Source organism: Nonomuraea sp. NPDC059007 (assembly GCF_042740555.1).
Classification (GTDB): Bacteria; Actinomycetota; Actinomycetes; order Streptosporangiales; family Streptosporangiaceae; genus Nonomuraea.
The window spans coordinates 145,934-172,510 of the sequence record NZ_JBHYJD010000021.1; the positions used below are offsets into that span (position 1 = coordinate 145,934).

The following is a 26,577-nucleotide window of genomic DNA, read 5'->3' on the forward strand; positions in this document are numbered from 1 at the left end:
TTTCGCTGTCCAGACCTTGACGAACAACATATACAGGTCTAAAACAAAGTGAAACCACATGGAAACGGCGGTGAACCAACAGCATGTACGCCGAGGAGCGCCAGCAGGAGATCCTGCGCAGGGCGCGCGAGGCCGGTCGCGTGGACGTCGTGGCACTGGCCGAGAGCTTCGACGTCACGACGGAGACCGTCCGCCGCGACCTCACCGTGCTGGAGCGGGCCGGTGTGCTGCGCCGCGTGCACGGCGGGGCCATCCCGGTCGAGCGGCTCGGCTTCGAGCCCGCGCTGGCCGCCCGCGACGAGGTGATGACCGCCGAGAAGGAACGCATCGCCAAGGCCGCCCTCGCCGAACTGCCCGACGACGGTTCCGTGATCATCGATGCGGGCACCACGACCGGCCGCCTGGCCCAGGTGCTGCCGGCCGACCGGGAACTGACCGTGGTCGTGAACTCCCCGCCGCTGGCCACGGTCCTGGCCACCCGGGCCAACCTCACCGTGATCATGCTGGGCGGCCGGGTACGCGGGCGTACGCTGGCCACGGTCGACGACTGGGCGCTGCGCCCGCTGGCCGACCTGCACGTGGACGTGGCGTTCATGGCCACCAACGGCTGCTCGGTCGCCAAGGGCCTCACCACGCCCGACCCGGCCGAGGCGGCGATCAAGCGGGCGATGATCGCGGCCGCCGAGCGGAGCGTGCTGCTCGCCGACCACACCAAGTTCACCAACACCTACCTCTCCCGCTTCGCCACACTGAACGAGATCGACGTGGTGATCACCGACACCGGCCTCGACCCGGCCACCGCCGCGGACCTGGCGCAGGCGGGGCTCGAGGTGGTCCGCGCATGATCCTCACCCTGACGCTCAACCCGAGCCTCGACCGCACCATCGAGGTCGGCGAACTGACCCGCGGCGCGGTGATCAGGGCCGGAGCGGCCAGGCTCGACCCCGGCGGCAAGGGCGTCAACGTCTCCCGAGCCCTCCTCGCCAACGGCGTCGTCTCGTGCGCGGTGGTGCCGTTCGGCGGCGACGAGGGCAGGCGGCTGGTCCACCTCCTGGCCGACGAGGGCCTGGAGATGGTGATGGTCCCGGTCAGGGGCGCCACCCGCTCGAACGTGGCCCTGGCCGAGCCCGACGGCACCGTCACCAAGATCAATGAACCGGGCACCGCGCTGTCGGCCGACGAGCTCGACACCGTCGCCGAGGCCGTCCTGTCCGCCGCGCACTCGGCCGACTGGGTGGTCGCCTCCGGCAGCCTGCCGCCGTCGGTCCCCCAGGACGTCTACGCCGTGCTCTGCCGCCGCTTCACCGGCGCGGGCATCCACGTGGCCGTCGACACCAGCGGCCCCGCCCTCATGGCCGCGGTCGCCGCCGGTCCCGCGCTGGTCAAGCCCAACCGCGACGAGCTCGCCGACGTGACCGGCCGTCCGATCACCCGCCTGGGCGACGCCGTGGAGGCCGCGGAGAAGCTGCGCGCCGCCGGCGCGCGCTCGGTGCTGGCCAGCCTCGGCGCGGCCGGCGCCGTCCTGGTCGCGGAGCACGGTGTCTGGTACGGCGACTGCCGCGTCGAAGAACCCCGCAGCACGGTGGGCGCCGGCGACGCCATGCTGGCCGGCTTCCTGGCCCACCTCTCCCGCACAGCCCACCCGCCCCGCACAATCCACTTGTCCCGCTCAGCCGGCCCGTCCCGCTCAGCCGACTTGTCCGGCTCAGCCGACTTGTCCGGCACAGCCGACCTGCCCCGCTCAGCCCACTTGTCCGGCACAGCCGACCTGCCCCGCTCAGCCCACTTGTCCGGCGCAGCCGACGTGTCCGGCACAGCCGGCCCGTCCCGCTCCGCCCGGCCGTACGGCTCCCCGGGGGACGCGCTCCTGGCTGATCCGGTCGCCTGCGAACGCGCGTTACGCGAGGCCCTGGCCTGGGCTGCCGCCGCCGTGGAGCTGCCCGGGAGCCGCATGCCCCACCCCTCCGACATCCGCCGCGACCGTGTCCGGCTGCTTCCCGCAGATCCGTCCACCCCCCTGGGAGAGTAACCATGGCCGACACCTACACCCCTCCGGTCACCGGGACCGGCGTCAAGGCCACCATCCAGCGCATCGGAGGCTACTTAGCGGGCATGATCATGCCGAACATCGGCGCGTTCATCGCCTTCGGCCTCATCACGGCCCTGTTCATCCCGACCGGCTGGCTGCCGAACGAGGACTTCGCCAAGCTCGTCACCCCGATCATCAGCACCCTGCTCCCGATCCTCATCGGCTACACCGGCGGCCGGATGGTCCACGGCCAGCGTGGCGCGGTGGTCGGCGCGGTCGCGACGGTCGGGCTGATCGTCGGCGCGACCATCCCCATGTTCCTCGGCGCGATGATCATCGGCCCGCTGGCCGCGTACGTCCTCAAGCTGGTGGACGGGTTCACCGAGGACCGCACCAAGGCCGGCTTCGAGATGCTGGTCGACAACTTCACCGCCGGCATCGTGGGCGGCGCGATGGCGTTGCTCGGCGCCTGGGGCATCGGCCCGATCGTCAAGGTCGTCACCGACGCCGCGGGCGGGGCGGTCGGGTGGCTGATCGGCAACAGCCTCCTGCCCGCCGCCTCGCTGCTCATCGAGCCGGCCAAGGTGCTGTTCCTCAACAACGCGATCAACCACGGCGTGCTCGGCCCGCTCGGCGTCGCCGAGGCGGCCAAGACCGGGCAGTCCATCCTGTTCATGCTCGAGTCGAACCCGGGCCCGGGGCTCGGCCTGCTGCTGGCCTTCATGTTCTTCGGCCCCAGGGTCATGCGGCCCACCACCCCGGCGGCGATCATCATCCACTTCTTCGGCGGGATCCACGAGATCTACTTCCCGTACGTGCTGATGAAGCCCCGCCTGATCCTCGCGGTCATCGCGGGCGGCGCGGTCGGCATCTTCACGTTCATGATCACCGGCTCCGGCCTGGTGGCGCCGCCCTCGCCGGGCAGCATCTTCGCCTACCTCACGGTGACGCCCAGGGGCGGCTGGCTCGGAGTGGGGGCGGGCATCCTGCTGTCGACCGCGGCCAGCTTCGTCATCGCCGCCCTCCTGCTCGGCTTCGGGCGGGGCGAGAAGAAGGAAGAAGAGAAGGAAGAGGTCGCAACGGCATGAGCAGCATCGAGAGCAAGGACATCCGCAAGATCGTGATCGCCTGCGACGCCGGCATGGGCAGCAGCGTCATGCTCGCCACCACCGTACGCAAGCAGCTCAAGGGCACCGGCGTCCTGGTGGAGCACACTCCGGTCAACTCCATCCCCGACGACGCCGACGTGGTGCTCACCCACGCGGGGCTCGCCGCCCGCGCCCGGGCGGGGGCGCCGGGGAAGGTCATCATCCCCTTCCAGATCTTCCTCGGCGATCCGGCCGTCACCCGGCTCGTCGAGACCATCAAGAAGGGCGGGACCGTCGGTGCGTGAGGTGCTGGAGGCGCGAGCCGTACTCCTGCACGAGAAGGCGGCGACCCGCGAGGAGGCCGTCGCCCGGTGCGGTGAGGTGCTGGTGGAGACAGGGGCGGTGGCGCGGCCGTACGTGGAGGCGATGCTGGAGCGCGAGCGCTCCATCTCCACCTACGTCGGCGAGGGCGTGGCGATCCCGCACGGCATGTCCAAGGAGCACGTGCTGCGTGACGCGATCTGCGTGCTCCGCTTCCCCGCCGGGATCGACTGGGACGGCGAGCGGGTCACGCTCTGCGTCGGCATCGCCGCCAAGGGCGACGGCCACGTGGCGCTGCTGGCCGGACTCGCCGAGATCCTGCTCGATCCCGATCGGGCCCGCACGCTGCGCGAGGCCCCCGACGTCGAGACCGTCATGAAGGAGCTCACGTGAAGGTCGCCCGTTTCCACGCCCCAGGCGACATCAGGATCGAAGAGGCCCCGCGCCCCGAGGGCGGCCTGGTGATCCGCGTGCGCAACTGCTCGACCTGCGGCACCGACGCGAAGATCTACAAGCACGGCCACCACCACATCGCGCCGCCGAGGGTGATGGGCCACGAGATCGCCGGGGAGGTCGTGGGCACGGGCGAACGCGTCCAGGTGATCGCGGCCATCCCCTGCGGCACGTGCGCGGAGTGCCGGCGCGGCCGGATGACGGTCTGCCCGAACCAGGAGTCGATGGGCTACCACTACGACGGCGGTTTCGCCGAGTACATGGCGATCCCCGACAAGGTCGTCGCCGTCGGCGGCGTCAACCCGATCCCCGGCGGGGTGTCCTTCGCCGAGGCCTCGGTGGCCGAGCCGCTGGCCTGCGTGCTCAACGGCCAGGAGCTGGCGCGGGTGTCCGGCGGGGACGACGTCGTGGTGATGGGCGCGGGTCCGATCGGCTGCCTCCACGTACGGCTGGCGCGCGCCCGCGGCGCGGCCAGGGTCTTCCTGGTCGACGTGAACGCCGACCGCCTGGCCAAGGCCGCCGCCCTGGTCGAGCCCGACGCGGTGATCGACGACGACGCCGCCGATCAGGTGCTCAAGCTGACCGGCGGGCGCGGCGCCGACGTGGTGATCACCGCGGCCGCCTCGGGGGCCGCACAGGAGCAGGCGCTGACGATGGCGGCCAGGCAGGGCCGGATCAGCTTCTTCGGCGGCCTGCCCAAGGACGACCCGATCATCCGGTGCGACTCCAACCTCGTGCACTACCGGGAGCTGACCATCGTCGGGGCGAACGGGTCGAGTCCCGCCCACAACGCCCGCGCGCTGGACCTGATCGCCTCAGGACAGGTTCCGGTCGCCGACCTCATCACCCACAGGCTGGGCCTGGATGACGTGCTGGAGGCGATCGCCCTGGTCAGCAGGGGCGAGGCGATCAAGGTCACGATCGAGCCGTGAAGGAGCAGTGAGATGGCAGAGCGTACGGTGGCCGTGGCCGCGCGGGCGGGCCTGCACGCGCGACCGGCCAAGCTGTTCGTCCAGGCGGCGATGAAGCTGGGCGTGCCCGTCAAGATCCGCGTCGGGTCGGGCAAGGAGGTCCCGGCCAACAGCATGCTGGGCGTGCTGTCGCTGGGCGCGGTCCAGGGCACCGAGGTGACGCTGTCGGCCGCCGACGGCCCAGAGGGCGAGTCCGCCCTGGACGCGCTGGCCGCCATGCTGGCTCGCGACCTGGACGCCGCAGATGCCTGACCTGCGGGGACTAGGCGTCAGCCCGGGGCGTACGGCGGGCCCCGTCCTCCTCATGGCCGCCGCGCCCGCGCTCCCGCCTCCCGGTCCGCCGCTGTCCACCGAGGCCGGGACCGCCGCCGTGGCGGCCGCCCTGTCGGCCGTCGCGGCCGAGCTCGACCGGCGGGCAGGCCGGGCCGGTGGCGAGGCCCGCGACATCCTGGAGTCGCAGGCCATGATGGCCGCCGACCCCACGCTGCTGCGGGCGGCCGAGGAGCACGTCATCGGCGGCATGGACGCCGCCCACGCCCTTGACGCGGCGTTCACCGGCCATCGCGCCGCCCTGGTCGCCGCGGGCGGGTACTTCGCCGAGCGTGCCGCCGACCTCGACGACCTGCGTAACCGCGCCGTGGCCGCGGTGCTGGGCCTGCCGATGCCCGGCGTGCCCGACCCCGGCCACCCGTTCGTGCTGGTGGCCGAGGACCTCTCCCCCGCCGACACCGCGGGGCTGAGCGACGACGTGCTGGCGCTGGTCACCGAGAAGGGCGGGCCGACCAGCCACACCGCGATCCTGGCCCGTGGCAAAGGACTTCCCGCCGTCGTCGCCTGCGCGGGCGCCCGCACGCTGGAGGAGGGCACGCTGGTGAGCGTCGACGGCGCCACCGGCGAGATCCGTACCGGCCTCGACGGCCCGGCCGCCGAGGAGATCAGGCGCCGGGCGGAGGCCAAGCGCGCCAGGCTCGCCCACAGCCGCGGACCCGGCCGGACCGCCGACGGGCATCCGGTCAAGCTGCTGCTCAACATCGGCACGGCCGGGGACCTGGCGCCGGAGGCGGAGGGGGTGGGGCTGTTCCGTACCGAGCTGCTGTTCCTGGATCGCCGGACGGCCCCGGGCTTCGAGGAGCAGGTGGCCGCGTACGCGGCGGTGTTCAAGGCCGTCCCCGACGCGATCGTCAGGACGCTGGACGCGGGGACCGACAAGCCGCTGCCGTTCCTGGAGCTGGCCGCAGAGCCGAACCCGGCGCTCGGCATCCGCGGACTGCGCGTGGACCGGCTGCGGCCGGACGTCCTGGACACCCAGCTCGCCGCCATCACCGAGGCGGCCCGCGCCACCGGCGCGGAACCCTCGGTGATGGCGCCCATGGTCAGCACCCCGCCGGAGGCGGCGCGCTTCGCCGGGCGGGCGCGCGCGGCCGGGGTGCGCCGCGTGGGCGTGATGATCGAGGTACCCGCCGCCGCGCTGCTGGCCGAGGCGATCCTGGCCGAGGTCGACTTCCTCAGCATCGGCACCAACGACCTGGGCCAGTACGCCTTCGCCGCCGACCGGCAGCATCCCGCCCTGGCCGACCTGCTCGATCCCTGGCAGCCCGCGTTGCTCAGGCTGGTGGAGATGTGCGCGGCGGCCGGCCGTGGCGCGGGCAAGCCCGTCGGGGTGTGCGGCGAGGCCGCCGGTGACCCGCGCCTGGCGCCGGTCCTGGTCGGGCTGGGCGTGACGAGCCTGTCCATGTCGGCCGTCCGCGTCCCCGCCGTACGCGAGGCGCTGGCCGGGCACACCCTGGAGGAGTGCCGGGCCAGTGCGGCAGCTGCGCTACAGCGGGATCACGCCACCGGCGTCGTGTGATCGAAAGCGATCAGCACCCGCCCGGCAGCGGATGGGCGACCACCTCCGCCCGCACCCGCCGTCAGCGCCTCGCCGGCGGCCCCGGGGCCACGATCCGCCCCTTCGTGCAGGACGTGGAGCCGATCGCAGACCGTCGCCGCGGCGTTGAGGTCGTGCAGGGCGGCGAGCGTGGTGGTCCGCTGCTCACGCAGCATGGCCAGCAACTGTCCCGACGGTCAACAGAACGGATACCGCGTCTCAAGGGATCGCAAAACGGACCGGTGCGGGATCCGCCGTGCTCTACCGTTTTCCGCGTGGCCCCCACCGCCACTCTGGATGGTTCCCCCGTCCGCAGAAAGAAAATGGGGGAGCCCGGCGTCGCGCCGGGCTCCCTGTTTCACAGCAGTGCTTCCACGTCCGTCCACAGATATGTGACGTCGACCCAGTCATTCGTGGTCATGCCGAGGTCCTGCCAGAAAAGCTCGTCCGCCAGGTCTATGCCCGCCGGATTGCGCACCTTTCTCGACCTGTCGTCGCGGCCCGCGTTGTATCCGTCGAGATATGCCGCCTGTGCCTGGGGTTTTCCCTGCGGCAGATCCGCCCACATATCGCGGGTGGCGGCGGCGTTCCAATAATCGTCGCGGATATTCCACGGGCCCACGTCCCAGATCGGCGCGACGACGCAGCGTGTGGCGTAACAGATCTTGACCTCGTAGGCGCGTTCCGTGGTGTTGGCGTTCAGTGCCCGCCTTGAGGGCAGGGCGACGAAGCGGTCCGTGGTGCCGATCGTGTGGCCGTTGGCGGTCTTGTCGCCGATCTGGCCGATCCGGGTGGCGAAGACGCGGCTGGTCAGCGGCTTGGGGGCGGGCTCGGTTTCGGCCGGGGGCTGGCCTCGGGCGGGGTCGACGACCAGCAGGCGCAGGCCGTACACCTCCGGGCCCTGGCCGGCGCCGCGCTGCGTCAGCGTGATCCTGGCCTGGAGCTGGGTGGACGAGGCGGGCAGAACGACCTCGTCGGAGCCCTGCCTGGCCTCCCGCCACTCCGTCCAGCGGGCGGAGCGGGTCTGGCCGCGCAGTTCGAGCATGACGTCCGCGCCCGGCGGCGTCTCGGCCATCATGATCGGCCGGATGCGGTTGGCCAGGGAGCGCGTGCCGATCGCGGTGGTGACGTAGAAGCCCTGGCGCTCTTCGCCCTCGGCGGCCGTGGCCGCGAGCTGGGGGCCGAGTCGCAGGCCACGCGTGGTGTGGGCGACGTTGAACTGGCTCACGCCGTCCGTGGTGAGGTCGACGGCGAAACTCTGGCTGGCCGTGGCCACGCCGGGTGGCAGGAGCCAAAAGGCGGCGATTCCCGCCGCCGCCGCGGTTTTACCGATCCTGCTGAGCACTTTCCGCATTCCCGCCCCGCTCCTCGCTTGCCGTACGCGATGCATCTTCAGGGCGCTTATTGACTTAGTCCGACATCTCCGTCTCTGGCGCCCCGACGGGTCATACCCTCGGGCAATGGCGCCATGGGAAAAGCACGGTATGGACGCTGTCAGGAAAGAGGATTTGCGCGGGAGAAAGAAGCTATATCGGGCATTCTGCTAATTTTCCCTGGGAAACGCGACGGCCGACGGCCGTGCTCGGGCACGGCCGTCGGCGGTTGTCCACGTGAGCCAAACCACCGGGCTCGGGTGAAGCGGGCACCATCACCTCGCTCGGCGGGCTGCGCTGTCAGGAACGCAGCTGTCACGCCACACAGCAGTTCGTGGCGCCGATGTTCCCGTTCCCCTCCAACAGCGAGGGCATCGACGTCACCAGGTCAGATCCCACCGCGCACAGCGGCGCGGGCAGGTCGTGACCGCAGCCGATCTGTTCACGCCCGGCGAAAGGCACCATGACGCCGGACGGGTGCGGAAGACGGATGGGGGGCTGCTTGCTCTGTGCGGCGAAGGGCCTGTGGTTCCTTCAGCGCACCAGGGAGTGACTCTAGTGAGCCGCTGCCATGTCGCCGACGGCGCCGGTCGTCGGGACCGAGGCCCCCAGCGCGTCTCCCACAGCCTCAGGAGCGCCCTTCGACTTCGCCAGCGGCGTCGCGGCGAGCGGGCCTTCGACGAGCGGGGCGATCTCGTCGAGCGGGACGTCGGTCCGCGGGCCGGCGGCGCGCTGCGCCATCGGCTGCCTGACCTCGGGGCTGCCCACGATGGGAGCCAGCTCGGTGGACACCGCCTCGGGCAGCGCGGACCTGAGCGCCGCGTTCGGGCCGCTGAGCAGATCGTGCGCGGAGACGGAGCCGACCTGGTGGGCGGCGGTCTTCGTCATGAACGCCGCGTGGTCGGCGTGACCGGACAGGCGCTCGGTGATCTGCGGCATCGCCGCCTCGGCGGCGGGCTCGAGCGCGGGGGCGTGCAGGATCTCGTCGGCGCGCCCGGTCAGGGAGCTGACGACACCCGGCACCGGCTCGTCCTGGTGCTCAAGACCGACGACCTCGCGCCCGTCCAGCAGCGCGAAGTCCAGCGGCGAGCTCGCCGCGCCGGTGAGGGCCGGCGCCAGCGGGTCGCGGTGCTCCACACCGGCGGCGTTGGAGGCCTCGTTCAGCGGCAGGCCGTTACGGAAGGTCCCCTGGGGGAGAAGGCGCGCCGCGCCCTCCACGGAACGGGCCGTGCCGTCAGCGGAACGGGTGAGCCCGTCCACCGGGTTGTTGCTCTGGGTGAGCCCCGCGAGCGGGCTCGTGAGCGACATCAGCGGGTTCTGCCCCTTCCCGCCGAGCAGGCTGCCGCCGCCGCCTCCGCCGAGGAGGCCGCCGAGCGGGTCCCCGCCGCTCCTGGCCGCGGCCATGGCGGGTCCGGCCAGCGCCGCTGCCATTCCCAGGCAGGCCACAGCTATGGCCGTGCTTTTGACTATGCGATTCATGATTGCCTTTCCGGGCTGTGATCGGACGTGTTCGCGATTACGCATGACCTACGAACCGATTACTCCGAATGCCGCGACGTGCGCCCTGTGGACACCGCACAAAGCGCTATCGCGACCGAGCTACCGGGAAAGTTCTATCACCGCGTCTCGGCCCCATCCGACGACGTTGAACTATGTGGGCACAGGCTTTGCCTTAATCAGCCGCCGATTACCACAGTTAATTCGCCTGCGACTTCTTCATCGACCGGCGCCGCGCCTGACGGCATGTCCGTCTTCACGGGACAAGGCCTGCTCTGGCCGTATTGCCGAGAACAAAGAAGTTGTCCGTTTGCTCCGCGCGGGCATTGAATAACTCGCACAGTCGCGCGCCACAATTCCAGCGCGGCTGGCAGTGGCGAAAGATTTGCCCACCCATGAACCCCGCGCGAGCCTTCCATCGGCCAGTTCCAACGCTCGCGCCGATACCATCTCAACGATCTTGGGGCGCGAATGAACGCCATTCTTGTGTCCTCGCACAAGCGCCTGCAGAGAAACAGCCACGACTGCCAGCCCCTGCCACTACCCCTCATCCCGCAGCACTGGCGTGTGACCGCGACCTTGGAGGCAACAGATGACCGTAGCTGTTGGCACCAGCGAACCGACTGAGGACTTCCTGGATTCCGAGCCCGCGATGGCACCCGAGGCGCCCGCCTCAGCTCGACCCGACTTCCCCCTGCGCGACCTCACCCGGCGAGCCGCCCAGCTCGGCCTGCTGGCCGCCTGCCTGCTGGCCGCGACGAGCGTCACCGGCTGGCGGCTGACCAACGTCGCGGCGGCGGTCGCGATCGCGGTCGCCCTGCACATCCTGCTGCCCAGAGCCCGGTTCACGGGCTGGGCGGCGGCCGCTCTGTGCACGCTGAGCCTGGAGGCGTGGCTGTGCTCGCCCGTCCCCGCGCCGCCGTCCGCGGCCTGGCTGCTGGCGGGCCTCTGCTACGCCGCGCTCATGGCCCTGGCCCACGGCGCCGCACGCGCCTGGCGGCACGTCGCGGCCCGGCGCCGCGCGCCCCGCAAGGCCGTGATCCTTTCCACCGGCGAGCACGGCGTACGGCTGGCCAGGACACTCCTGCAGCACCCCGAGCACGGCATCGAGCCCATCGGCCTGGTCGGCGCCAGCGCGTCGGCCCACGGCCCCGCCGACGACCTGCCGGTGCTGGCCACCTACTCCACCTGCGCCCAGATGCTGCGGCGCTCGGCCGTCAGCGTCGTCATCCTGGCCGGGCAGCCGCCGATCTCGCGGGCCGTGCTGCAGGAGATCAGGGCCACCGGGTGCCAGATCATGCTCGCCCCCGGACCGGACGACCTCGTCCAGGACTTCGTGGCGCCGGGCCGGCAGCTTCAGAGCTTCCCGCTGATGGACATGCGGCCGCCCGCGCAGCGCCGGCCGTACTGGATCGCCAAGCGCGTCTGTGACGTCACGCTGGCCCTGCTCGCGCTGCTCGTGCTCGCGCCCGTGCTGGGGCTGTGCCTGCTGGGCGTCCGGCTGGAAGGCGGGCCGGGCGTGCTGTTCCGCCAGCGGCGGGTCGGCATGGGCGGGCGCTGCTTCGACATGCTGAAGATCCGTACGCTCAAGCCGGCCAGCGCGCGGGACTCGGCCACCCAGTGGACCGTGAGCCAGAGCCGCCTCAGCGGCCCGTTCGGCGGCTTCCTGCGCAAGACGTCGCTGGATGAGCTGCCGCAACTGTGGAACGTGGTCACCGGCGACATGAGCATCGTGGGCCCGCGGCCGGAGCGGCCGTACTTCGTGCAGCAGTTCTCGAAGACGGTCGAGCGCTACGACCGCCGCCACCGGGTGCCCGTCGGGATCACCGGATGGGCCCAGGTGCACGGCCTGCGCGGTGACACCTCCATCGAGGAGCGCGCGCGCCTGGACAACCACTACATCGACACCTGGTCGTTCGGCCTGGATGTGAAGATCGCGCTCAAGACGATCGGCTGCGTGCTGCGCCTGGGCGGCGCGTAGTGGCGCTCGCCCTGCGGCCGCGCTCCTCCCCGCACGCGCCGCACTGGCAGCGGCCCGGCGTCCTGGCGGTGCTGGCGGTGGCGCTGGTGTGCGTGCCGCAGCAACGGGCCCAGCTCGACTCGTCCTTCAACGTGACCGCCGCCGACGTGGCGGCCGGCTGCCTGGTGGTGGCCGCGCTCGTCCACGCGCTCAGGGGGCGGCTCCGGCTGCCCAGGCGGGCGTACCTGCTGGCTCCGCCCGCCGTCGCGGTGACGGCGGCGACGCTCGCCGCCGTGGACGTGGTCGCGGCGCTGCCGGGGTTCGTGCGCTACCTCGAGATCTTCGTGATCGTGCCGCTGGCCATGGCGATCGTCGTCCGCGACGAGGTGGACCGGCGGCTGGTGGCCGCCGCGGTGCTCGGCGCGGCCCTGGTTCAGGCGCTGCTCGGGTGCTGGCAGGCGTACTCGGGCAGCGGCGCCTCCTACGGCGGGCAGAGCATCAGGGCGATCGGCACGTTCGGCGCCGTCGACGTCATGGGCATGGCCACCATCGTCTGCTACGGCGCGATCGTGGCGCTGGCCCTGGCGCTGACCACGCGCGGACGGCCACGGGTCGCCGCGGCGCTGGTCCTGCTCGTCCTGCTGGCGGCGCTTGCCCTGTCACTCAGCAGGGGCGCGTGGCTGGCGTGGCTCATGGCCGGCGTCGTCATGATCCTGCTGTCGGGCAGCAGGAGGGCCGTCGGCGGCGCCCTCGCCGGGGCGCTCGTGCTGGGCCTCGTGGTGTTCGGCGGCTGGGGTTCGGGGACCGTCACCCAGCGGCTGGCCTCCATGACCTCCGTCGTCTCCCAGCCTGACCAGTCGGTCAACGACAGGTACGGCCTGTGGGAGACGGCCGCGGGCATGTGGCACGACCATCCGCTGCTGGGCGTGGGCCCGCGCGGCTTCGCGGCCTGGCGCGACAACTACGCGCCCCTGCACGTCTCGGCCAGTAGCGACACCGCGGACCCCGTGAACGGATTCCAGCGGCAGGAGCTGCGCTCCCCGCACAACATGTACCTGCTGGTGCTGAGCGAGCAGGGTCTTCTCGGGCTCACCGCCTTCGCGCTGCTGTGGGCCGGTCTCGCCGTGCTGGCGGCCAAGCGGGCCCGGCGCGCCCGCACCTCGGCCCAGCGGGCCGCGGGGCTGTGCGCGGCGGGCTTCCTGACCTGGCAGCTCGTCGACTTCGTCTACGCCGACGTGGGCGGATCCCCCACGGTCGTCATGTCGATCATGATCGGCCTACTGCTGTCCTGGGTGGTCGCGGCGGACACGGCATGAGCGCCACCACCGAGGAGACCCGCGGCCCGCTGGCCAGGGCCACCACGGTCACCATGCTGCTGGTCATCGCCGGCTCGGCGTCCGGGTTCGCCCGCGACCTCCTGGTGGCGGGCGTCTTCGGCGCCAGCGCGGGCACCGACGCCTTCATGGTCGCCTGGACCATCCCGGAGACGGCCGCGCCCCTGCTCATAGAAGGCGCGCTGTCGTTCCTGCTCATCCCCTACTTCAGCCGCTCCGTGGAGGAGGGCCGGTCGCTGCGCGAGGTCGTCTGGGCCACGCTGCCCAAGGCCGTCCTGGCGTTCGTGCTGCTGAGCGCGGCCACGGCCGCCGCCGCGCCGCTCATCGCGCGCGGCCTGGCGCCGGGCATCCAGGAGCACGACCTGGCCACCCGGTGCACCCAGATCACCTCGCTGACCGTGCTGGGCTTCGGGCTGGCCGGGTTCTGCAGCGCCGCGCTGCGTACCCAGCGGATCTTCGGCCCGCCCGCCGCCATCTACCTGGCCTACAACGCCGCCATCGTCGGCGCCATCGCCATCGGCCACGACGGCTGGGGAATCACCGCGGTGGCGTGCGGCGTGGCGGCCGGCGGCCTGCTCATGGCGCTCATCCAGGCCCCGTCCTTCATCCGGCACATCGGAACCCCGGTCAGGACCGGCCTCGCGACGTCGATCTCCTGGACGGTCTTCGCGCCCATCGCCGCCTTCACCCTGCTGCGCCAGGCGCAGGTGTTCGTCGAGCGGTTCGTCGCCTCCTCGCTGCCGCCCGGCTCGATCTCCTACCTGAACTACGCGCAGAAGATCGCCCAGGTGCCCATGGTGGCCTCGCTCATCCTCGCCACGGTCTCCTTCCCGGTCCTGGCCCGCTGCGTCGCCGCCGGTGACGGCGCGGGCGCCGGCCGGCGGGTGCTCGCGGACACGTGGGTGGCCGCCGCGATCGTGCTGCCGGCCACGGCGTTCCTGGTCGCGCACGCGCCCGGCGTGGTGGGCCTGCTGCTGGAGCACGGCGCCTTCACCCCGGACGACACCGCCGCGACGGCGTGGAGCATGCGCCTGTACTGCCTGGGGCTGCTGGGCCAGGCCGTGGTCGGCGTGCTGTGCCGGGTCTACTTCTGCGCTTCCCGGCCCTCCTGGTACCCGGCCGCCGCCATGGCCGCGGGTCTGGCGCTCACCGCGGCCGCCGCGCCGTTCCTGGCGGTCCCGCTCGGGGTGGGCGGGGTCGCGCTGGCCAACGCGGCGGGCATCAGCCTGACGGCCGCGCTCCTGCTGGGCGGGCTCGGCGCGCCGCTGCTGGTGCTGCCCAAGCGCGCGCTGCTCGTGTCCGTCGGCCGCCTTTCCGCGGCGGCCGCCGTCGCGGCGGGCGTCTCCTTCCTGGTCCGCCCGATCACCGCGGACCTCTCGTTGATCGTCGCCGTGCCGTGCCAGGCCGCCGTCACCATGGCGGTCTTCGTCACCGCGGCACTACTCACCGGTTCCAGGCGGGACCTCGGCGACGCGCTGAGGCCCCGCGAAGGGGGAGTGCGATTGTGAGCCCAACCAGGCAGCAGGTCCTGATGTACCACTCGGTCGACGACTTCGACGAGGATCCGTACCTCATCACCGTCAGACCCGCCCGTTTCGCCGCGCAGATGGCGTGGCTGCGCGGGCGGGGGCTGCGCGGCGTGTCCATGCGCGAGCTCCTGCACGCCCAGCGCGAGGGTACGGCCCGCCGCCTCGTCGGCCTCACCTTCGACGACGGGTACGCCGACTTCGCCACCCACGCCCTGCCGGTGCTCCTGCGCCAGGGCTTCACCGCCACGGTCTTCGCCGTCACCGGCCGCCTGGGAGGCGACAACGCCTGGGATCCCCTCGGCCCGCGCAAACCGCTCATGACCGCGGAACAGCTCAGGCAGGTCGCCGGCGAGGGCATGGAGGTCGCCTCCCACACCCAGACGCACCTGTCGCTGGCCGGCGCCCCGACCGGGGACCTCTACCACGAGGTCAAGACCAGCCGCACGGACCTGGAGGCGATACTCGGCCACGAGGTCCTCGGCCTGGCCTACCCGTACGGCCACGCCGACCGCGAGGCCGTCGAGGCGGTACGCGCCGCCGGCTACGCCTACGCCTGCGGCATCAAGCCCGGCGAGGCGGACCGGCTCTGCCTGCCCAGAACCCACGTGAGCGACGACGACCGGCGGCTCCGGCTGACCGTCAAGCGGGCCCTGCACTACTGGAAGTGGGGCCGGCGATGAAGGTGCTGCACGTCATCACCGGGCTGGAGGCGGGCGGGGCCGAGCGGCAGCTGCGCGACCTGGTGGCCAACCACCACGTCACCGCCGAGGTCGCCGCGCTCACGAAGCCGGGCCTGATCAGCCAGGCCATCCAGGCCGAAGGGGTGACCGTCCACCATCTCGGCATGACCGGCAACCGGGACCTGCGCGTCCTGGGCCCGCTGTGGCGGCTGGTCCAGCGCGGCGGCTACGACGTGGTGCACACGCACCTGTTCCGCGCCGGGTTGTACGGCCGCCTGGTCGCCCGGCTGGCCGGCGTGGCCGCGATCGTGGCCAGCGAGCACTCCATCGGCGAGCGGCACCTGGAGGGCCGTCCCATCACCGCGCCGGTGCGCGTCATGGCCCGCGCCGGCGAGCGGCTCGGGCACGTGACGGTCGCGGTGTCGTCGGCGGCGGCCCAGCGGCTGGTCCGGTGGGGGGTGCCCGAGCAGCGGATCGAGGTGATCGCCAACGGGATCGACCCGCGGGCGTTCCGCTTCGACCCGGCCGTGCGGGAGACGACCCGCAGCCGGCTGACGATCCCGCCGCACATCACGGTCGTGGGCGGGGTGGGCAGGCTGGAGCCGGGCAAGCGGTTCGACGTGCTGATCGAGGCCGTGGCCGGGTTGCCGGACACCGTACTGCTGCTGGTGGGGGACGGGCCAGAGCGGGCGAACCTGGTCGCGCACGCGCGCCGGCTGGGGATCGCGCACCGGATGGTGCTGGCCGGGCAGTCCAGCCAGGTTCCGGCGCTGCTGTCGGCCATGGACGTCTTCGCGGCGCCGTCGCAGGAGGAGACGTTCGGTCTCGCCATCGTCGAGGCGCTGGCGTGCGGGCTGCCCGTGCTCTACAGCGCCTGCCCGGCGCTGGACGAACTGCCCGCGAGCGCCTCGCCGAACGCGCGGCGGCTGCCCTCGGCGGCGGAGCCGTTCCGGCAGGCCGTGGAGGAGCTCATCGCGGCCGGCGCGCCGCGGCAGCTTCCCCCGCAGGCCGTGGACCACTACGGCATCGGCCATCACGTCAACCGCATCGAAGCGCTGTACCTGCGCGTGCACGAGCAAAGATCCCGATCGAAGACCATCGCGCCAGCCTGGGGAGAGCAACCATGAGCGTGACCCGCCGTGTATCCGCCGCTGCCCGGCGGTGGTGGCCGCAAGGCTGCGCCGTCGTCCTGGGCCTGTGCGCGGGACTCCTGTACACCGCGCTGACCGACCGCGTGTACACCGCCCAGGCGTACGTCGTCGTGGTGGCCGACGCCCCGTCGAGCATCGAGCAGACGACGAAGTTCGCCCAGGCCTTCACCAAGATCGCCACGCAGCCCGCCATCGTCGGCGCCGCGCTGCGTCCCGGCCTCGCCGCCCGTACGGTCGGCGAGCTGCAGCGCACGGTACGCGTCTCCGCCTCCCCCGACGCCCCGATGATCAGCCTGGCCGCCTCCGCGCCCGACGCCGCGCAGGCGGCGGGTCAGGCCAACGCGCTGGCCCAGGCGCTCATCACCTACGCCGGCGCCCGCGCCACCGACACCGGTGTGCGCATCGCCAACCTGTCCCAGGCCCTGGCGCCCGAAGAACCGTCGGGCCCCGACGCGCTCATCAACCTCACCGTGGGCGGCGCCGCGGGACTCCTGCTCGGCGGCTTGTTCTATCTCGTCACCCCGCCCGCCAGACAGGGCCGTGACAAGGGCGCCGCCCGCGACGAGCCCGCCGCCCGCTCCCGCGAGCGCTCACGCAAGCGGCCGGTCGGCGCATGACGCCCAGCCTCCTGGCCGGCGGCCAGAGCAGCGTCGTGACCGACCCGAGCGCCTTCGCGGCCATGAAGCCGGAATGGGACGCCCTGTACGAGCGCTGCGCCACGTCCACGCCCTTCCAGTCGCACGCCTGGCTCACCTCCTGGTGGCAGTGGTACGGCGGGCGGTCCCGCCTGCACGTCCTGCTGCTGCGCCACCAGGACCGGCTGGTGGCCGCGCTGCCGCTGATGCGCACGCGGCGCTGGGGCTGCCGGGTGCTGAGCCCGCTGGGCGTCGGCCTGTCCGACTACACCGACGTACTCCTGGACGAGGCGCATCGCGACGGCCTCGCCAGGACCGCGAGCGAGGCGCTGCTCGGCCTGCCCGGCTGGGACGTCATGGACTTCCCCGAGGCCCAGCCGGGCGCCGCCCTGGAGACGTTGCACGCGTGCTGGCCGGGCCGCCGGTGGCTCATGGAGGGCTCCTCCTGCCTGTACATGCCCGCCCTTCCGCTGGAGGACCAGCTCGCCGCGCTCGGCACGCGTACGGCCGGCAAGCTCCGCCGCGGCCTCTACAAGATCGACAAGCTGGACCTCCAGGTGCACGCGGTGACCCCGGAACAGGTGCCCGCGGCCATGGAGGACCTCCTGCGCCTGCACGCCCTGCAATGGGCGGGCCGCCCGATCAACAAGGAACACCTCAGCCCCCGCTTCCAGGCCCACCTCACCAGGTCCGCCACCGAGCTCATCGCGACCGGGCGGGCCGCGCTGACGGAGTTCCGGGTCGGCGAGCGCCTCGTGGCCGCCGACTTCTGCCTCATCGGCGCCGACTTCGCCGGTGGCTACCTGTACGGGGCCGACCCCTGGCTGCGTACCCGCGTCGACACCTTCGCCATGGTCCTGCGGCACGGTCTTCGCCAGGCGCACGCGCGCAGGCTGGAGAAGCTGAGCCTGCTGCGCGGAGCCGAGCCGCACAAGGCCAAGTGGGGCGCGAAGGCCATCGGCAACCGGCGCATGATCTTCGGCAGGACCCACCGGGCCGGCCCCTACGCGGCGCTGGTGCGCGCCCGCATCCGCGCCGCCCGCACGCTCAAGGAACGCCTCCCAGCGAAGGCCGGCTCATGACCATCTCCGTCCTGCACGTCAGCCAGCCCGTCGAGGCGGGCGTGGCCGCCTACGTCAGCGCCGCCGCCGCCGACCAGGCCCGGCGCGGCTGGCGGGTCACGGTGGCCGCGCCGTCCCGCGGCACTCTCCCCGACCGGCTCGCCGAGCAGAGGATCCCGCACGTGGCCTGGGAGTCGGCCCGCTCCCCCGTGCGCTCGTGCAAGGACGAGACCGTCGCGCTGCGCCGGATCGTCGACGAGCTCGAACCGGACATCATTCACCTGCACTCCGCCAAGGCGGGCCTGGTGGGACGGCTGGCCGTACGGGGCCGGCGGCCCACGCTCTTCCAGCCGCACGGCTGGTCGTGGCTGGCCTGCCGGGGCGCGACGGCCAGGACCGCGATCGCGTGGGAGCGCACCGCCGCGCGCTGGGCGGCCGCGATCGTGTGCGTCGGCGAGGGCGAGGCTGAGGCCGGGGCGGCGCGGGGGGTGGCGGCCCGGCTCGTCGTCGTACGCAACGGCGTCGACCTCGACCACTTCACCCCCGCCGGCATCGAGGCGCAGCTACGGGCCCGCGCCGAACTCGGCGTCCCCGAGCACGCCCGGCTGGCCGTCTGTGTGGGCAGGCTCACCCGCCAGAAGGGCCAGGACCTGCTGCTACGCGCCTGGCCGAGGGTGCTGCGCTCGTGCCCGGACGCGCAACTGGCGCTGGTCGGCGACGGCGAGCTCAAGGCCCAACTGGAGGCCGACGCGCCCCCCGGAGTCCGCTTCGCCGGGCCCAGCGCCGACGTGCGGCCCTGGTACGCGGCCTGCGACCTGGTGGTCATGCCGTCCCGCTGGGAGGGGCTGCCGCTGACCGCGCTGGAGGCGATGGCCAGCGCGCGTCCCGTCGTCGGATTCGACATCCCCGGTCTGCGCGAGGTGATCGGCGAGGAGACCGGGGCGTTGGTGACGGCCGGCGACCTCAGGGGGCTGGCCTGCGCGCTGTCCTCCCGCCTGTCCTCCCACGACGGTACGGCGTGGCGCGAGGGCCAGGTCGCCGCGCTGCTCAGCAAGGAGTTCGACGCCCGGGTGACCATGGAGGTGCTGGCCGGGGTGACCGCCGGAGTGCTCGGGCGAGGCTGACCTCGCCCGAGCGGTCCCGCGTTCAGGTCGGCAGCTCATCCCCTGGTACGGCCGGCGGCATCACCGTGGGGCTGGGCAGGTTGCCCGGCACCTCCAGCTGTACCGGCGGCGGCACGACGACCATCGTCAGCAGGCTCCGCCACAGGCCGACCAGCCAGGTGAGCATCGGCTCCCTGGTGACCTGCGGGGGCAGGGTGATGGCCGGGAGGGTGGGCGGCATGGGGTTCCGGATCGAGGGCGGCACGGGGTTGGACGTCACGCCCAGGGGCGGGACCGGCCCGGCCGGCGTCCCGGTCGGCGCACCCGGCGCACCCGGCGCACCGGGGTCACCCGCGCCGAGCGGGATCGCGGGCGCGGACGGAAGCGCGGACGTGCTGGGCAGCGCGGGCGCTGAAGGCAACGCCGACGTGCTGGGTAGCGCCGGCGCCGACGGCAACGCCGACGTGCTGGGTAGCGCCGGCGCCGACGGCAGCGCCGAGGCGCTCGGAAGCGCCGACGTGGACGGGAGCGCGGGCTTCGACGGCAGCCCCGGCGTGCTGGGCAGCGCGGGCGCCGACGGGAGCGCGGAGGTGCTGGGCAGCGCGGGCTTCACCGGCAACGCCGACGCGCTCGGCAACGCGGGTGCGCTTGGAAGCGCCGACGTGCTCGGCAACGCGGGCTTCGACGGCAGCCCCGACGCGCTGGGCAGCGCGGGCTTGGGCGGCAGCGCGGGCGCGCTCGGCAGCGCCGACGTGGACGGGAGCGCGGGCTTCGACGGCAACGCCGAGGTGCTGGGCAGCGCGGGGGCTGACGGGAGGGCCGAGGTGCTGGGCAGCGCGGGCGCCGACGGGAGGGCCGACGTGCTGGGGAGTGCTGACGTGCTCGGGAGCGGTGGGGTGGTCGGTGTGGGCACGGCCGGGGTCGGCAGCATCTGCTGCAACAGCGTCCGGAACCCCGCCGCCGACCGGGGGTTGGACGAGCACTGCCACACCCCGTGCGGGCAGTAGTCCGACAGCGAGTGGTAGGCGACGTTGTGCCGCCCGATCCAGTCGAGCATCTGCCGGACGTAGGTGGGCCGGTCGCCGTACCGGAACAGGCCCCATTCGGGGAACGACATGGGCTTGCCGTGGGCGGCGGCGAACTCGGCGTGGTGGCGCAGGCCGTACGGCTGGGAGACGTAGGACTGGAAGCCGTCGGAGGGCGGCTGGTCGTAGTTGTCCATGCCGATGATGTCGACGACGTCGTCGCCGGGGTAGCACTCGGTCCACGGGATCGCGTCGCGCCCGCGGTTGGCGGTGAAGTCGAAGCGGAAGCGCTCCCCGGTCACCGACCGCATGCTGGTCACGATCCGCCGCCAGTACGCCTTCCACGCGGTCGGGTCGGGCGCGCATCGGCTGGAGTACGTCGTGCCGTTCATCTCCCAGCCCAGGACGATGATGGAGTCCTCGGCCCCCTCGGCGACCAGCCGGTCGGCCAGCTTCCTGAAGGTGAGGTCGAAGGCGCCGCCGGCTCCGGCGTTCAGCAGCACGGAGACCGCGGCGTCGGAGAGCTTGCCCTCGTTGGGCGCCACCATGGGCACGTTGATCGCGAGGATCCTGCCCGGCTGGGCCGCACGCCACTCGGTCCAGGGCTTCAGGATGAAGTCGGGGCCGTGGAAGGCCGCCCACGTCTCGCCGGGGATGTAGGTCCTGCCGACGGTCACCTCGCGGCCGAGCCAGCGCTCGAAGCCGGGCAGGCGGGCGGCGCCGTGGGCGTCGGAGCCCATGAAGACGCCCAGCGCCGCCCGCTGCTTGGTCACCGCCAGCAGCTTGGGCTCGGGCTCGGCGACCGCGTCCGGCTGTACTGCGACGGCGGCCACGAGCAACATGGCGGCTCCAAGCGCGCCCCTGTGCCTAAGTCCGGGGAACATGTGCCTTCTCATGCGGCTAACTCACCATTCCTGCCCGTCAAAGCATTACTGCGGGCTTCCATTCCCCTTCCTGCTTGATGAGAACATCAAATCCTCTCCGGAATTTCGCAAGCAATGCACAGGATGACCGATTCGCCACATAAGAGCTTTTCGCACCATCTCGTCCCTGACATTGGAGAAACAATAACGCCCGCATGAAAAACAATTCACCGTGTCCATGATAGGAAAGACCGGTGAACGACGCTCCCCAACAGAAGCGGAATAACGATATCCGCAACTGCCTGCCCGTCGCCCCGAGGGCCCCGGCACTGGTCGTCAGGATGGATCGCAACCCATTCCATCACGGCACCCTCGCCGCCATTCGGTCGCTGGGTCGCATGGGCGTCGATGTGCACGCCGTTCTCGAAGGGCCGCACGGTCCAGCGGCCCAGTCGAAATACCTCTCCAGCTGCGGCCACTGGGACACGGCGCCCACCGCGGCCGAGAGCTTTCTCCGCACAATGCTTTCAGCCGCCGACCGCATCGGCGGAAATCCGGTCCTGCTGCCAATGGACGACATCACCGCCATCTATACGGCGCAGCACGCACAGGACCTGTCCCCCAGATTCCGGATATCGAATCCGGCCGGCGAACTCCCCGCCCAGCTCGCCGACAAGCACGCGCTCGCCACCATCTGCGCCCATCTCGGCGTCGCCCATCCGGACACCCACGTGGCCGAGACCCAGGACGACCTGCGCTTCGCCGAGCGCGCCTACGGCTTCCCGATGATGGCCAAGTGGGCCAGGCCCTGGCTGGCCGCCGGCGCCCGCGGCCTGCGCAGCACCACGCTCCTCCAGTCGCACGACCAGCTCCGCGCCCTGGCCGCACGGGCCCCGGAGCAGGACAGCGAACTGCTGCTGCAGCGCTACATCCCGCCGACCCGCGACGCCGACTGGTTCTTCCACGGCTACTTCCGCGAGGACTCCACCTGCGACTTCGCCGGCTCGGGCAGGAAGGAGCGCGCCTACCCCCCGGCCGCCGGGATCACCACGCTCGGCCGCTGGCTGCCCAACCCCGAGATCGACCACACCGCCAGGACCCTCGCCAAATCCCTGCGCTACGCCGGAATCCTCGACATGGACTTCCGCTTCGACGTCAGGGACGGCAAGTACTACCTGCTGGACTTCAATCCCCGCGTCGGCGCGCAGTTCCGCCTCTTCGGCGACTCCAACCGCATCGACGTCATCAGGGCCGCCTATCTGGACCTGACCGGGCAAGACTCAAACTTCGGTTCTCCCCAGTACGGCAGGACGTATCTGGTGGAGAATTACGACCTCCTGCGGAAGCTGGCCAGAAGGCCCGGCGGAAACGGCCGCCGCCGCCCGGGATGGCTGTCGTCCCTGCGCCGGGCCGACGAGCTGGCCTGGTACGCGAGGGACGATGTCAAGCCCTTCACCGGAATGGTGAAACAAACGTTTCTCCGCGCCATGAGGGCATGCACACCAACGATCGAAAGAATGCCATGAACACCGAAACCGTCGACGTCGCGGTCATCGGAGCCGGGCCCTACGGCCTTTCCGTCGCCGCATACGCCATCAGCGCCGGCCTCGAGACCCAGGTCTTCGGCCAGCCGATGAACGCCTGGGACAAGCACATGCCCACCGGCATGCTGCTGAAGTCCGAGCCATTCGCCTCGCACCTCGCCGACCCGGCCGGGGATTTCACGCTCGCGGCATACTGCCGTTCGCACGGATTCCCCTATGCCTATGCCCGGCCCACTCCCGTGGAACGTTTCGTCGACTACGGGAAATGGTTCTGCGAGCAGGCCGTCCAGGACCGTGTCACGCCGGTCAACGTGGTGGACGTCGCCAAGCGGGACGAACTGTTCACCGTCACCCTGGAGACGGGCCGGCAGGTCCAGGCGCGGGCCGTGGTGCTCGCCGTGGGCTTCCTGCCGTTCGCCCGCATTCCGGCGGCGCTGGCCTCGCTGCCGTCGTCGGTGCTGGCCCACAGCTGCCAGCTCAACGATCTCAGCTGCTACGCCGGCGAGAAGGTGGCGGTGATCGGCGCCGGGCAGTCGGCCATCGAGACCGCGTGCCTGCTGCAGGAGGCCGGCGCGTACCCCCATCTGATCGCGCGCACGGCGGCGCTGAAGTGGAACGAGACGCCCGTCGAGGAGCGCACGATGCTGGCGCGCTGCCTCGCCCCGCGCTCGGGGCTGGGGACCGGCTGGCGGTCCTGGATGTGGTCGGAGAAGCCCGCGCTGGTGCGCCATCTGCCCGGACGCGTGCGCCGGCGCATCGTGCGCACCACGCTCGGCCCGGCCGGCTCCTGGTGGCTGAAGGACCGCTTCACCAGCGTCCCGACCAGCCTCGGCGCACAGTTGCGGCGGGCCGTACCGGGTGAAGGGGTCGATCTGCGCCTGCAGGACGGCGCGGGGGGCGTCTTCCACCTGCACGCCGACCGCGTCGTCGCCGCGACGGGGTACGTCGTCGACGTGCGGCGCTTCAGCGTCCTGGAGCCGGGGCTGCGTGACTCCGTCGCGCACGTGGGCCACGCGCCCGTGCTGAGCAGGACGTTCGAGTCCTCCGTGACCGGTCTGTTCGTCGTGGGGCTCGCGGCCGCGCCCACGTTCGGCCCGGTCATGCGCTTCGTGCACGGCTCCCGTTTCGCCGCCGCCACGGTCGCCCCCGCGCTGGTCGCCCGGGTGTCCGGCCGCCGTCCTTCCTCCCTAGTCACCGTGGAGCCGTCATGCCGATGACCAACCGCCGCGCCGCGTTCGCGCTCGCCGCGGGTCTGTGCGCGCTCGCCTGGCTGGGTTCTTCCGGTACGGCCGCCGCCACCGCCACCCCGACCATCGTCGTCACCTCGCCCGCGGACACCCCGGTCAGGGCACGGACCCTCGGCACCCCGGTGACGGTCGAGCCGAGGAGCCCCGGCCAGTACTCGATGTCCGTGGTCAGGGCGAGCGACTTCTCCGTCACGGCCCCGGCCGCGCGTACGGGGCCCGGCAGCGCGATGCTGCACGGCGACCCCCACGTCGCGGTCCTGGGCCCGGCCCGCTAGTACGGGTAGTTTTGCGATAGATGATCGGCCTTTGAGGCTGATCGACCGCGCCCGCGGGCACCTTAGGTGCCATGAAGTTCGAGTTCATCATCGGCGGAGCTCTGTTCGTGGGCGCGGTCCCCCCTTTTCCGCTCGACCCCGTTCCCGAGCTCTTCCAGTGGTGCGCTTCCTGGTACACCTCGGCCTGCGAGCGGTCCGCGGGAGTCGCCCGCGGCCGCCTGGCGGCGAACACCGCGCTCGGCACGCTCGGCACACCCTATTCATGGGGCGGCGGCGGGCCCTCAGGAGCCACGTACGGGACCGGCAGGGGAAAGCGCGTCAAAGGCTTCGACTGCGCCGGACTGACCGAGTACGCGTGGTCTCAGGCCGGTGTGGGAATCGGTTCGAGCACCTATGAACAGTGGCGCTCAGGAACCCGGATTCCCAGGACCCGAATTCAGGTCGGTGACCTGGCCTTCTTCGAGACCGATTCCAAGCGCCCAGGTCCTGACCACGTCGGCGTCGCCATCAAAGCGAACCAGATGGTGGTCGCGCCATTCACCGGCGAGGTCGTGCGCATAGAGCCGATCGACCGGCGCAATTTCGTCGGGCTGGTCAGGCCCGCGCGGCAGAAGCCCGGATGATCTTCACGGGCAAAAAGAAATGCCCCTGATCCGGCTCCTCGGGAGTTGGGAGCCGCATCAGGGGCAGCGTCGACTGTTGGTGAGGGAGAGTGCCCGTCTACCGCTCACCAGTCGGTTCGCGTGCGGCCTCCTGACCTGCCGTCACTCGAGGTCCGCGCGAATGCCGGCGCGCTGTCATCGCTGCCAGCGCACCGGCACTTCACACGGACTTTCTAGCGTCCGGCTCAGCCGTCCTTACCCTCGATGTCGGTGAGGCTGGTGTTGTTGGTCAGGAGCTGCAGGTTGATGCGCTCCAGGTGCGCGATCGTCAGGACGTCAACCTCGTTGTTGTTGAGGGCGTGGTTGAGAATCGGAACGACGATCGACGCCGGGCTGTGGGCGTTGCCGACGTTGTCGTCGTTGCCCTTCTCCCACGTGGCCGCAGAAGCTGCGGTGGACGAGGCAGCCAGGAAAGCGCCTGCGGCGAGCGCACCGATGACAATGCGACGAAGCATGTTTACTTCCTCCAGTGTGCGAATGGAATTGGTGGCGCCGCCTGTTGAGTTGGCAGCTGCGCCATGCATGACTACCTTGCCGCGCCACGCATACTAATTCCACCGATCCTTGCCGTATTAAAGTCAAAGACCGCCATGGATTCCTTGGCACAGCAGAAGCAATACAATCAGCCATTCGGCCTTTTCTCAGAGCGCCAAGAAAGGCTGTTGACCGCCGCCCGATATATGTCCAAATCAGGCCATATCGCACCCCAGGGTCAGGGCTTGGGTTGGGTATCCCCGACGTAAAGCAGCCTGTTGGGCGTATCACGCCGGAGTCCCGATACGACGTTTCTCGTCGACGTCTCCATGAGCACCGACGCGATGTCGGCAGGGGTGGCACGCGGGCTTGTGGCCAGCAACAACGCCACCGCTCCCGAGACGTGCGGCGCGGCCATCGAGGTGCCGCTCGCCGACCGTGCCGAGGTGTCGTCGGTGAACCACGCCGAGTCGACGGCCACCCCCGGAGCGAAGAGGTCCACGCACCGGCCGCCGTTGGAGAACGGGGCCCGCTCGTCCGCGCGCGTGGTGGCCGCGACCGTGATGGCCTCCCTGGCGCCCGAGGGTGAGGCCTCGCAGGCGTCGGCATTCTGGTTGCCCGCCGACACCACGTACGGGATGCCGGTCGCGATCGAGCTCCGCACGGCACGGTCGATGGTCGAACTCCTTCCGCTCTGCAGGCTGATGTTGACCACGGCGGGGCGCTGGGCGTTGCCGGTCACCCAGTCGATCCCGGCCACGATCTCGGCGGTGGTGCCGTAGCCGGCGCAGTCGAGCACGCGTACACCGACCAGCGTGACGTCCTTGGCCACGCCGTAGGTGGCGCCGCCGAGGATGCCGGCCACGTGCGTGCCGTGGCCGTAGCAGTCCTGGGCGACGAGGTCGGAGTCCACGGCGTCGTAGCCGTAGCGGGCCCTGCCGCCGAACTCCGTGTGCGAGAGCCGCAGTCCGCTGTCGATGACGTACGCCGTCACCCCGGCCGCGCTGCCGCCGCGCACGCCGACGCCGTCCAGGGGCAGGCGGCGCTGGTTGACCCGGTCGAGGCCCCAGGGGCTCGCCTGGGAGGTGAACACCTGGTTGTGCTCGATCGTGGCCACGCGCCGGTCGGCGGCCAGCTTCGCGGCCTGCTCAGCGGTCATGGACGCGGAGAACCCCCGCAGGGCCGAGGCGTAGATGTGGTGAACCTCGCCGCCGTACTGCTTCGCCAGGGCGGCGGCCTGGGTCTCGACGCCCGCCTCGTCGCCGTCCGGCGGGAGCCGTAGCGCCACGACGAAAACGTCGCGGTCGACGGCGCCGCGCACGGGCGGCGCGGCGAGCAGCCCCAGGCACAGGGCGAGGCAGGCTGCGGAGAATCTGGCCCAGATCACATGCGTCTCATTTCTACGATCGGCAGGCGCGGCGCCGGCCCTGAGGGC

At 71.8% G+C, this 26,577-nt stretch carries 26 protein-coding genes; 20 read left to right on the forward strand and 6 right to left on the reverse strand.

Annotated features, from left to right (window positions below; translation table 11 throughout):
- Positions 1 to 83 precede the first annotated feature (83 nt).
- Genes ACFWY5_RS31460 through ACFWY5_RS31495 form a run of 8 tightly spaced genes read left to right on the forward strand, consistent with a single transcriptional unit; the run spans position 84 to position 6,711 of the window.
- On the forward strand, positions 84 to 845 hold the full coding sequence (locus tag ACFWY5_RS31460) for a DeoR/GlpR family DNA-binding transcription regulator (protein WP_379614207.1): 762 nt from the start codon (positions 84 to 86) through the stop codon (positions 843 to 845).
- On the forward strand, positions 842 to 2,029 hold the full coding sequence (gene pfkB, locus ACFWY5_RS31465) for a 1-phosphofructokinase (RefSeq protein ID WP_379636256.1): 1,188 nt from the start codon (positions 842 to 844) through the stop codon (positions 2,027 to 2,029). Before ACFWY5_RS31460 ends, pfkB begins: the two co-directional genes overlap by 4 nt.
- 2 nt (positions 2,030 to 2,031) lie before the next feature.
- On the forward strand, positions 2,032 to 3,117 hold the full coding sequence (mtlA, locus tag ACFWY5_RS31470; RefSeq protein ID WP_379636258.1) for a mannitol-specific PTS transporter subunit IIC: 1,086 nt from the start codon (positions 2,032 to 2,034) through the stop codon (positions 3,115 to 3,117).
- Complete coding sequence (locus ACFWY5_RS31475; RefSeq protein ID WP_379614213.1) at positions 3,114 to 3,422, forward strand: PTS lactose transporter subunit IIB; 309 nt, start codon at positions 3,114 to 3,116, stop codon at positions 3,420 to 3,422. Before mtlA ends, ACFWY5_RS31475 begins: the two co-directional genes overlap by 4 nt.
- Complete coding sequence (locus ACFWY5_RS31480; RefSeq protein ID WP_379636260.1) at positions 3,415 to 3,831, forward strand: PTS sugar transporter subunit IIA; 417 nt, start codon at positions 3,415 to 3,417, stop codon at positions 3,829 to 3,831. Before ACFWY5_RS31475 ends, ACFWY5_RS31480 begins: the two co-directional genes overlap by 8 nt.
- On the forward strand, positions 3,828 to 4,823 hold the full coding sequence (locus ACFWY5_RS31485) for a zinc-dependent dehydrogenase (protein ID WP_379614217.1): 996 nt from the start codon (positions 3,828 to 3,830) through the stop codon (positions 4,821 to 4,823). The genes ACFWY5_RS31480 and ACFWY5_RS31485 overlap by 4 nt, the downstream gene beginning before the upstream one ends.
- Positions 4,824 to 4,835: 12 nt before the next feature.
- The gene (locus ACFWY5_RS31490; RefSeq protein ID WP_379614219.1) at positions 4,836 to 5,114 is read left to right on the forward strand and encodes an HPr family phosphocarrier protein; all 279 of its coding nucleotides are present in this window, start codon (positions 4,836 to 4,838) and stop codon (positions 5,112 to 5,114) included.
- The gene (locus tag ACFWY5_RS31495; protein WP_379636263.1) at positions 5,107 to 6,711 is read left to right on the forward strand and encodes a phosphoenolpyruvate--protein phosphotransferase; all 1,605 of its coding nucleotides are present in this window, start codon (positions 5,107 to 5,109) and stop codon (positions 6,709 to 6,711) included. Before ACFWY5_RS31490 ends, ACFWY5_RS31495 begins: the two co-directional genes overlap by 8 nt.
- Here the strand turns inward: ACFWY5_RS31495 and ACFWY5_RS31500 are convergent.
- The 3 genes from ACFWY5_RS31500 to ACFWY5_RS31510 form a co-directional block, all read right to left on the reverse strand.
- Positions 6,690 to 6,905, reverse strand: coding sequence for a hypothetical protein (locus tag ACFWY5_RS31500; protein ID WP_379636265.1), 216 nt, complete (start codon positions 6,903 to 6,905; stop codon positions 6,690 to 6,692). The two genes, ACFWY5_RS31495 and ACFWY5_RS31500, sit on opposite strands and share 22 nt — an antisense overlap.
- 182 nt (positions 6,906 to 7,087) lie before the next feature.
- Positions 7,088 to 8,083 carry a hypothetical protein gene (locus ACFWY5_RS31505; RefSeq protein ID WP_379614225.1) on the reverse strand — a complete coding sequence of 332 codons (996 nt, stop codon included), beginning with the start codon at positions 8,081 to 8,083 and terminating at the stop codon, positions 7,088 to 7,090.
- A gap of 574 nt (positions 8,084 to 8,657) precedes the next feature.
- Positions 8,658 to 9,533: a hypothetical protein gene (locus ACFWY5_RS31510; protein WP_379614229.1), complete on the reverse strand. Its 876-nt coding sequence runs from the start codon at positions 9,531 to 9,533 to the stop codon at positions 8,658 to 8,660.
- Between the two features lie 658 nt (positions 9,534 to 10,191).
- On the opposite strand from ACFWY5_RS31510, the gene ACFWY5_RS31515 reads away from it, so the two are divergent.
- Genes ACFWY5_RS31515 through ACFWY5_RS31550 form a run of 8 tightly spaced genes read left to right on the forward strand, consistent with a single transcriptional unit; the run spans position 10,192 to position 19,073 of the window.
- Positions 10,192 to 11,580, forward strand: coding sequence for an exopolysaccharide biosynthesis polyprenyl glycosylphosphotransferase (locus ACFWY5_RS31515; protein WP_379614231.1), 1,389 nt, complete (start codon positions 10,192 to 10,194; stop codon positions 11,578 to 11,580).
- Entirely contained in the window at positions 11,580 to 12,875 is a 1,296-nt protein-coding gene (locus ACFWY5_RS31520; RefSeq protein ID WP_379614233.1) for an O-antigen ligase family protein, read from the forward strand. The genes ACFWY5_RS31515 and ACFWY5_RS31520 overlap by 1 nt, the downstream gene beginning before the upstream one ends.
- A complete protein-coding gene (locus ACFWY5_RS31525; protein WP_379636268.1) occupies positions 12,872 to 14,401 on the forward strand; it encodes a lipid II flippase MurJ in 1,530 nt (509 codons plus the stop codon). The genes ACFWY5_RS31520 and ACFWY5_RS31525 overlap by 4 nt, the downstream gene beginning before the upstream one ends.
- The gene (locus ACFWY5_RS31530) at positions 14,398 to 15,102 is read left to right on the forward strand and encodes a polysaccharide deacetylase family protein (RefSeq protein WP_379636270.1); all 705 of its coding nucleotides are present in this window, start codon (positions 14,398 to 14,400) and stop codon (positions 15,100 to 15,102) included. The genes ACFWY5_RS31525 and ACFWY5_RS31530 overlap by 4 nt, the downstream gene beginning before the upstream one ends.
- Positions 15,099 to 16,229 (forward strand): glycosyltransferase, encoded by a 1,131-nt coding sequence (locus ACFWY5_RS31535; RefSeq protein WP_379614239.1) that lies wholly within the window; start codon positions 15,099 to 15,101, stop codon positions 16,227 to 16,229. The genes ACFWY5_RS31530 and ACFWY5_RS31535 overlap by 4 nt, the downstream gene beginning before the upstream one ends.
- Positions 16,226 to 16,870, forward strand: a complete 645-nt coding sequence (locus tag ACFWY5_RS31540) for a hypothetical protein (protein WP_379636272.1) — start codon at positions 16,226 to 16,228, stop codon at positions 16,868 to 16,870. The genes ACFWY5_RS31535 and ACFWY5_RS31540 overlap by 4 nt, the downstream gene beginning before the upstream one ends.
- Positions 16,867 to 17,970: a GNAT family N-acetyltransferase gene (locus tag ACFWY5_RS31545; RefSeq protein WP_379614243.1), complete on the forward strand. Its 1,104-nt coding sequence runs from the start codon at positions 16,867 to 16,869 to the stop codon at positions 17,968 to 17,970. Before ACFWY5_RS31540 ends, ACFWY5_RS31545 begins: the two co-directional genes overlap by 4 nt.
- Complete coding sequence (locus ACFWY5_RS31550; protein ID WP_379636274.1) at positions 17,967 to 19,073, forward strand: glycosyltransferase; 1,107 nt, start codon at positions 17,967 to 17,969, stop codon at positions 19,071 to 19,073. Before ACFWY5_RS31545 ends, ACFWY5_RS31550 begins: the two co-directional genes overlap by 4 nt.
- 22 nt (positions 19,074 to 19,095) lie before the next feature.
- Here ACFWY5_RS31550 and ACFWY5_RS31555 read toward each other — a convergent pair whose 3' ends face one another.
- Entirely contained in the window at positions 19,096 to 20,919 is a 1,824-nt protein-coding gene (locus tag ACFWY5_RS31555) for a glycosyl hydrolase (protein WP_379636276.1), read from the reverse strand.
- 419 nt (positions 20,920 to 21,338) lie between these two features.
- Between ACFWY5_RS31555 and ACFWY5_RS31560 the strand changes: the two genes are divergently transcribed.
- From ACFWY5_RS31560 to ACFWY5_RS31575, 4 genes are all read left to right on the forward strand, one after another.
- On the forward strand, positions 21,339 to 22,466 hold the full coding sequence (locus ACFWY5_RS31560) for an ATP-grasp domain-containing protein (RefSeq protein ID WP_379636279.1): 1,128 nt from the start codon (positions 21,339 to 21,341) through the stop codon (positions 22,464 to 22,466).
- Entirely contained in the window at positions 22,463 to 23,701 is a 1,239-nt protein-coding gene (locus ACFWY5_RS31565) for an NAD(P)-binding domain-containing protein (RefSeq protein WP_379636281.1), read from the forward strand. The genes ACFWY5_RS31560 and ACFWY5_RS31565 overlap by 4 nt, the downstream gene beginning before the upstream one ends.
- Positions 23,692 to 24,006 (forward strand): hypothetical protein, encoded by a 315-nt coding sequence (locus ACFWY5_RS31570; protein ID WP_379636283.1) that lies wholly within the window; start codon positions 23,692 to 23,694, stop codon positions 24,004 to 24,006. The genes ACFWY5_RS31565 and ACFWY5_RS31570 overlap by 10 nt, the downstream gene beginning before the upstream one ends.
- A gap of 71 nt (positions 24,007 to 24,077) precedes the next feature.
- Complete coding sequence (locus ACFWY5_RS31575) at positions 24,078 to 24,629, forward strand: C40 family peptidase (RefSeq protein WP_379614255.1); 552 nt, start codon at positions 24,078 to 24,080, stop codon at positions 24,627 to 24,629.
- A gap of 224 nt (positions 24,630 to 24,853) precedes the next feature.
- Here ACFWY5_RS31575 and ACFWY5_RS31580 read toward each other — a convergent pair whose 3' ends face one another.
- Both ACFWY5_RS31580 and ACFWY5_RS31585 read right to left on the reverse strand, forming a co-directional pair.
- Positions 24,854 to 25,123: a hypothetical protein gene (locus ACFWY5_RS31580; RefSeq protein WP_379614257.1), complete on the reverse strand. Its 270-nt coding sequence runs from the start codon at positions 25,121 to 25,123 to the stop codon at positions 24,854 to 24,856.
- 257 nt (positions 25,124 to 25,380) lie between these two features.
- Complete coding sequence (locus ACFWY5_RS31585) at positions 25,381 to 26,529, reverse strand: S8 family serine peptidase (protein WP_379614259.1); 1,149 nt, start codon at positions 26,527 to 26,529, stop codon at positions 25,381 to 25,383.
- Positions 26,530 to 26,577 lie beyond the last annotated feature (48 nt).

What these genes read in the sequence shown, in the direction of transcription:
- ACFWY5_RS31460 (WP_379614207.1), top strand. Translation starts at nt 84, where the DNA reads ATGTACGCCGAGGAGCGCCAGCAGGAGATCCTGCGCAGGGCGCGCGAG.
- pfkB (WP_379636256.1), top strand. Translation starts at nt 842, where the DNA reads ATGATCCTCACCCTGACGCTCAACCCGAGCCTCGACCGCACCATCGAG.
- mtlA (WP_379636258.1), top strand. Translation starts at nt 2,032, where the DNA reads ATGGCCGACACCTACACCCCTCCGGTCACCGGGACCGGCGTCAAGGCC.
- ACFWY5_RS31475 (WP_379614213.1), top strand. Translation starts at nt 3,114, where the DNA reads ATGAGCAGCATCGAGAGCAAGGACATCCGCAAGATCGTGATCGCCTGC.
- ACFWY5_RS31490 (WP_379614219.1), top strand. Translation starts at nt 4,836, where the DNA reads ATGGCAGAGCGTACGGTGGCCGTGGCCGCGCGGGCGGGCCTGCACGCG.
- ACFWY5_RS31495 (WP_379636263.1), top strand. Translation starts at nt 5,107, where the DNA reads ATGCCTGACCTGCGGGGACTAGGCGTCAGCCCGGGGCGTACGGCGGGC.
- ACFWY5_RS31500 (WP_379636265.1), bottom strand. Translation starts at nt 6,905, where the DNA reads ATGCTGCGTGAGCAGCGGACCACCACGCTCGCCGCCCTGCACGACCTC.
- ACFWY5_RS31505 (WP_379614225.1), bottom strand. Translation starts at nt 8,083, where the DNA reads ATGCGGAAAGTGCTCAGCAGGATCGGTAAAACCGCGGCGGCGGCGGGA.
- ACFWY5_RS31510 (WP_379614229.1), bottom strand. Translation starts at nt 9,533, where the DNA reads ATGGCAGCGGCGCTGGCCGGACCCGCCATGGCCGCGGCCAGGAGCGGC.
- ACFWY5_RS31515 (WP_379614231.1), top strand. Translation starts at nt 10,192, where the DNA reads ATGACCGTAGCTGTTGGCACCAGCGAACCGACTGAGGACTTCCTGGAT.
- ACFWY5_RS31525 (WP_379636268.1), top strand. Translation starts at nt 12,872, where the DNA reads ATGAGCGCCACCACCGAGGAGACCCGCGGCCCGCTGGCCAGGGCCACC.
- ACFWY5_RS31535 (WP_379614239.1), top strand. Translation starts at nt 15,099, where the DNA reads ATGAAGGTGCTGCACGTCATCACCGGGCTGGAGGCGGGCGGGGCCGAG.
- ACFWY5_RS31540 (WP_379636272.1), top strand. Translation starts at nt 16,226, where the DNA reads ATGAGCGTGACCCGCCGTGTATCCGCCGCTGCCCGGCGGTGGTGGCCG.
- ACFWY5_RS31545 (WP_379614243.1), top strand. Translation starts at nt 16,867, where the DNA reads ATGACGCCCAGCCTCCTGGCCGGCGGCCAGAGCAGCGTCGTGACCGAC.
- ACFWY5_RS31550 (WP_379636274.1), top strand. Translation starts at nt 17,967, where the DNA reads ATGACCATCTCCGTCCTGCACGTCAGCCAGCCCGTCGAGGCGGGCGTG.
- ACFWY5_RS31555 (WP_379636276.1), bottom strand. Translation starts at nt 20,919, where the DNA reads ATGTTGCTCGTGGCCGCCGTCGCAGTACAGCCGGACGCGGTCGCCGAG.
- ACFWY5_RS31560 (WP_379636279.1), top strand. Translation starts at nt 21,339, where the DNA reads ATGGGCGTCGATGTGCACGCCGTTCTCGAAGGGCCGCACGGTCCAGCG.
- ACFWY5_RS31565 (WP_379636281.1), top strand. Translation starts at nt 22,463, where the DNA reads ATGAACACCGAAACCGTCGACGTCGCGGTCATCGGAGCCGGGCCCTAC.
- ACFWY5_RS31570 (WP_379636283.1), top strand. Translation starts at nt 23,692, where the DNA reads ATGCCGATGACCAACCGCCGCGCCGCGTTCGCGCTCGCCGCGGGTCTG.
- ACFWY5_RS31575 (WP_379614255.1), top strand. Translation starts at nt 24,078, where the DNA reads ATGAAGTTCGAGTTCATCATCGGCGGAGCTCTGTTCGTGGGCGCGGTC.
- ACFWY5_RS31580 (WP_379614257.1), bottom strand. Translation starts at nt 25,123, where the DNA reads ATGCTTCGTCGCATTGTCATCGGTGCGCTCGCCGCAGGCGCTTTCCTG.